This window comes from Streptococcus sp. 3874 (genome assembly GCF_013276425.1).
Classification (GTDB): domain Bacteria; phylum Bacillota; class Bacilli; order Lactobacillales; family Streptococcaceae; genus Streptococcus; species Streptococcus pseudopneumoniae.
Window position 1 is genome coordinate 981 of record NZ_VMLA01000010.1, and the last position, 4,799, is coordinate 5,779.

At 50.2% G+C, this 4,799-nt stretch carries 1 tRNA gene and 2 rRNA genes; all 3 read left to right on the top strand.

Going from position 1 to position 4,799, the window contains the following annotated elements:
• The first annotated feature begins 68 nt into the window (after positions 1–68).
• The 3 genes from HT703_RS00830 to HT703_RS00840 all read left to right on the top strand — a co-directional run bounded on the left by HT703_RS00830 (position 69) and on the right by HT703_RS00840 (position 4,765).
• Positions 69–1,614 (top strand): 16S ribosomal RNA (locus tag HT703_RS00830).
• Positions 1,615–1,665: 51 nt separating this feature from the next.
• Positions 1,666–1,738: transfer RNA gene (locus HT703_RS00835), tRNA-Ala, on the top strand.
• Positions 1,739–1,863: 125 nt separating this feature from the next.
• Positions 1,864–4,765 (top strand): 23S ribosomal RNA (locus HT703_RS00840).
• The 16S and 23S rRNA genes sit together here with 1 tRNA gene alongside, the layout of an rRNA operon.
• Positions 4,766–4,799: the final 34 nt, after the last annotated feature.

Consider the following 4,799-nt stretch of genomic DNA (forward strand, 5'->3'; position numbering starts at 1 on the left):
GGTTGTAGTACTGAACAATGAAAAAACAATAAATCTGTCAGTGACAGAAATGAGTGAGAACTCAAACTTTTAATGAGAGTTTGATCCTGGCTCAGGACGAACGCTGGCGGCGTGCCTAATACATGCAAGTAGAACGCTGAAGGAGGAGCTTGCTTCTCTGGATGAGTTGCGAACGGGTGAGTAACGCGTAGGTAACCTGCCTGGTAGCGGGGGATAACTATTGGAAACGATAGCTAATACCGCATAAGAGTGGATGTTGCATGACATTTACTTAAAAGGTGCAATTGCATCACTACCAGATGGACCTGCGTTGTATTAGCTAGTTGGTGGGGTAACGGCTCACCAAGGCGACGATACATAGCCGACCTGAGAGGGTGATCGGCCACACTGGGACTGAGACACGGCCCAGACTCCTACGGGAGGCAGCAGTAGGGAATCTTCGGCAATGGACGGAAGTCTGACCGAGCAACGCCGCGTGAGTGAAGAAGGTTTTCGGATCGTAAAGCTCTGTTGTAAGAGAAGAACGAGTGTGAGAGTGGAAAGTTCACACTGTGACGGTATCTTACCAGAAAGGGACGGCTAACTACGTGCCAGCAGCCGCGGTAATACGTAGGTCCCGAGCGTTGTCCGGATTTATTGGGCGTAAAGCGAGCGCAGGCGGTTAGATAAGTCTGAAGTTAAAGGCTGTGGCTTAACCATAGTAGGCTTTGGAAACTGTTTAACTTGAGTGCAAGAGGGGAGAGTGGAATTCCATGTGTAGCGGTGAAATGCGTAGATATATGGAGGAACACCGGTGGCGAAAGCGGCTCTCTGGCTTGTAACTGACGCTGAGGCTCGAAAGCGTGGGGAGCAAACAGGATTAGATACCCTGGTAGTCCACGCCGTAAACGATGAGTGCTAGGTGTTAGACCCTTTCCGGGGTTTAGTGCCGTAGCTAACGCATTAAGCACTCCGCCTGGGGAGTACGACCGCAAGGTTGAAACTCAAAGGAATTGACGGGGGCCCGCACAAGCGGTGGAGCATGTGGTTTAATTCGAAGCAACGCGAAGAACCTTACCAGGTCTTGACATCCCTCTGACCGCTCTAGAGATAGAGCTTTCCTTCGGGACAGAGGTGACAGGTGGTGCATGGTTGTCGTCAGCTCGTGTCGTGAGATGTTGGGTTAAGTCCCGCAACGAGCGCAACCCCTATTGTTAGTTGCCATCATTCAGTTGGGCACTCTAGCGAGACTGCCGGTAATAAACCGGAGGAAGGTGGGGATGACGTCAAATCATCATGCCCCTTATGACCTGGGCTACACACGTGCTACAATGGCTGGTACAACGAGTCGCAAGCCGGTGACGGCAAGCTAATCTCTTAAAGCCAGTCTCAGTTCGGATTGTAGGCTGCAACTCGCCTACATGAAGTCGGAATCGCTAGTAATCGCGGATCAGCACGCCGCGGTGAATACGTTCCCGGGCCTTGTACACACCGCCCGTCACACCACGAGAGTTTGTAACACCCGAAGTCGGTGAGGTAACCGTAAGGAGCCAGCCGCCTAAGGTGGGATAGATGATTGGGGTGAAGTCGTAACAAGGTAGCCGTATCGGAAGGTGCGGCTGGATCACCTCCTTTCTAAGGAAAAGGAACTGCGCATTGGTCTTGTTTAGTCTTGAGAGGTCTTGTGGGGCCTTAGCTCAGCTGGGAGAGCGCCTGCTTTGCACGCAGGAGGTCAGCGGTTCGATCCCGCTAGGCTCCATTGGTGAGAGATCACCAAGTAATGCACATTGAAAATTGAATATCTATATCAAATAGTAACAAGAAAATAAACCGAAAACGCTGTAGTATTAATAAGAGTTTATGACTGAAAAGGTCAGAAAATAAGGTTAAGTTAATAAGGGCGCACGGTGGATGCCTTGGCACTAGGAGCCGACGAAGGACGTGACAAACGACGATATGCCTTGGGTAGCTGTAAGTAAGCGATGATCCAGGGATTTCCGAATGGGGGAACCCAACAGGTACTACCTGTTACCCGCATCTGTTAAGGATGTGAGGAGGAAGACGCAGTGAACTGAAACATCTAAGTAGCTGCAGGAAGAGAAAGCAAAAGCGATTGCCTTAGTAGCGGCGAGCGAAACGGCAGAAGGGCAAACCGAAGAGTTTACTCTTCGGGGTTGTAGGACTGCAATGTGGATTCAAAGATTATAGAAGAATGATTTGGGAAGATCAGCCAAAGAGAGTAATAGCCTCGTATTTAAAATAGTCTTTGTACCTAGCAGTATCCTGAGTACGGCGGGACACGTGAAATCCCGTCGGAATCTGGGAGGACCATCTCCCAACCCTAAATACTCCCTAGTGACCGATAGTGAACCAGTACCGTGAGGGAAAGGTGAAAAGCACCCCGGGAGGGGAGTGAAATAGAACCTGAAACCGTGTGCCTACAACAAGTTCGAGCCCGTTAATGGGTGAGAGCGTGCCTTTTGTAGAATGAACCGGCGAGTTACGTTATGATGCGAGGTTAAGTTGAAGAGACGGAGCCGTAGGGAAACCGAGTCTGAATAGGGCGCCTTAGTATCATGACGTAGACCCGAAACCATGTGACCTACCCATGAGCAGGTTGAAGGTGCGGTAAGACGCACTGGAGGACCGAACCAGGGCACGTTGAAAAGTGCTTGGATGACTTGTGGGTAGCGGAGAAATTCCAAACGAACTTGGAGATAGCTGGTTCTCTCCGAAATAGCTTTAGGGCTAGCGTCGACATTAGAGATTCTTGGAGGTAGAGCACTGTTTGGGTGAGGGGTCCATCCCGGATTACCAATCTCAGATAAACTCCGAATGCCAAAGAATTATGGTCGGCAGTCAGACTGCGAGTGCTAAGATCCGTAGTCGAAAGGGAAACAGCCCAGACCACCAGCTAAGGTCCCAAAATAATTGTTAAGTGGAAAAGGATGTGGGGTTGCACAGACAACTAGGATGTTAGCTTAGAAGCAGCTATTCATTCAAAGAGTGCGTAATAGCTCACTAGTCGAGTGACCCTGCGCCGAAAATGTACCGGGGCTAAAACAATTTACCGAAGCTGTGGATACCTTTATAGGTATGGTAGGAGAGCGTTCTATGTGTGATGAAGGTGTACCGTGAGGAGTGCTGGAACGCATAGAAGTGAGAATGCCGGTATGAGTAGCGAAAGACAGGTGAGAATCCTGTCCACCGTAAGACTAAGGTTTCCAGGGGAAGGCTCGTCCGCCCTGGGTTAGTCGGGACCTAAGGAGAGACCGAAAGGTGTATCCGATGGACAACAGGTTGATATTCCTGTACTAGAGTATGTAGTGATGGAGGGACGCAGTAGGCTAACTAAAGCAGACGATTGGAAGAGTCTGTCTAAGCAGTGAGGTGTGAATTGAGTTAAATGCTTAATTCTATAACATTGAGCTGTGATGGGGAGCGAAGTTTAGTAGCGAAGTTAGTGACGTCACACTGCCAAGAAAAGCTTCTAGCGTTTAAACATACTCTACCCGTACCGCAAACCGACACAGGTAGTCGAGGCGAGTAGCCTCAGGTGAGCGAGAGAACTCTCGTTAAGGAACTCGGCAAAATGACCCCGTAACTTCGGGAGAAGGGGTGCTGACTTTAAGTCAGCCGCAGTGAATAGGCCCAAGCAACTGTTTATCAAAAACACAGCTCTCTGCTAAATCGTAAGATGATGTATAGGGGGTGACGCCTGCCCGGTGCTGGAAGGTTAAGAGGAGTGCTTAGCGCAAGCGAAGGTATGAATTGAAGCCCCAGTAAACGGCGGCCGTAACTATAACGGTCCTAAGGTAGCGAAATTCCTTGTCGGGTAAGTTCCGACCCGCACGAAAGGCGTAATGATTTGGGCACTGTCTCAACGAGAGACTCGGTGAAATTTTAGTACCTGTGAAGATGCAGGTTACCCGCGACAGGACGGAAAGACCCCATGGAGCTTTACTGCAGTTTGATATTGAGTGTCTGTACCACATGTACAGGATAGGTAGGAGTCTACGAAATCGGGACGCCAGTTTCGAAGGAGACGCTGTTGGGATACTACCCTTGTGTTATGGCCACTCTAACCCAGATAGGCGATCCCTATCGGAGACAGTGTCTGACGGGCAGTTTGACTGGGGCGGTCGCCTCCTAAAAGGTAACGGAGGCGCCCAAAGGTTCCCTCAGAATGGTTGGAAATCATTCGCAGAGTGTAAAGGTATAAGGGAGCTTGACTGCGAGAGCTACAACTCGAGCAGGGACGAAAGTCGGGCTTAGTGATCCGGTGGTTCCGTATGGAAGGGCCATCGCTCAACGGATAAAAGCTACCCTGGGGATAACAGGCTTATCTCCCCCAAGAGTTCACATCGACGGGGAGGTTTGGCACCTCGATGTCGGCTCGTCGCATCCTGGGGCTGTAGTCGGTCCCAAGGGTTGGGCTGTTCGCCCATTAAAGCGGCACGCGAGCTGGGTTCAGAACGTCGTGAGACAGTTCGGTCCCTATCCGTCGCGGGCGTAGGAAATTTGAGAGGATCTGCTCCTAGTACGAGAGGACCAGAGTGGACTTACCGCTGGTGTACCAGTTGTCTTGCCAAAGGCATCGCTGGGTAGCTATGTAGGGAAGGGATAAACGCTGAAAGCATCTAAGTGTGAAACCCACCTCAAGATGAGATTTCCCATGATTATATATCAGTAAGAGCCCTGAGAGATGATCAGGTAGATAGGTTAGAAGTGGAAGTGTGGCGACACATGTAGCGGACTAATACTAATAGCTCGAGGACTTATCCAAAGTAACTGAGAATACGAAAGCGAACGGTTTTCTT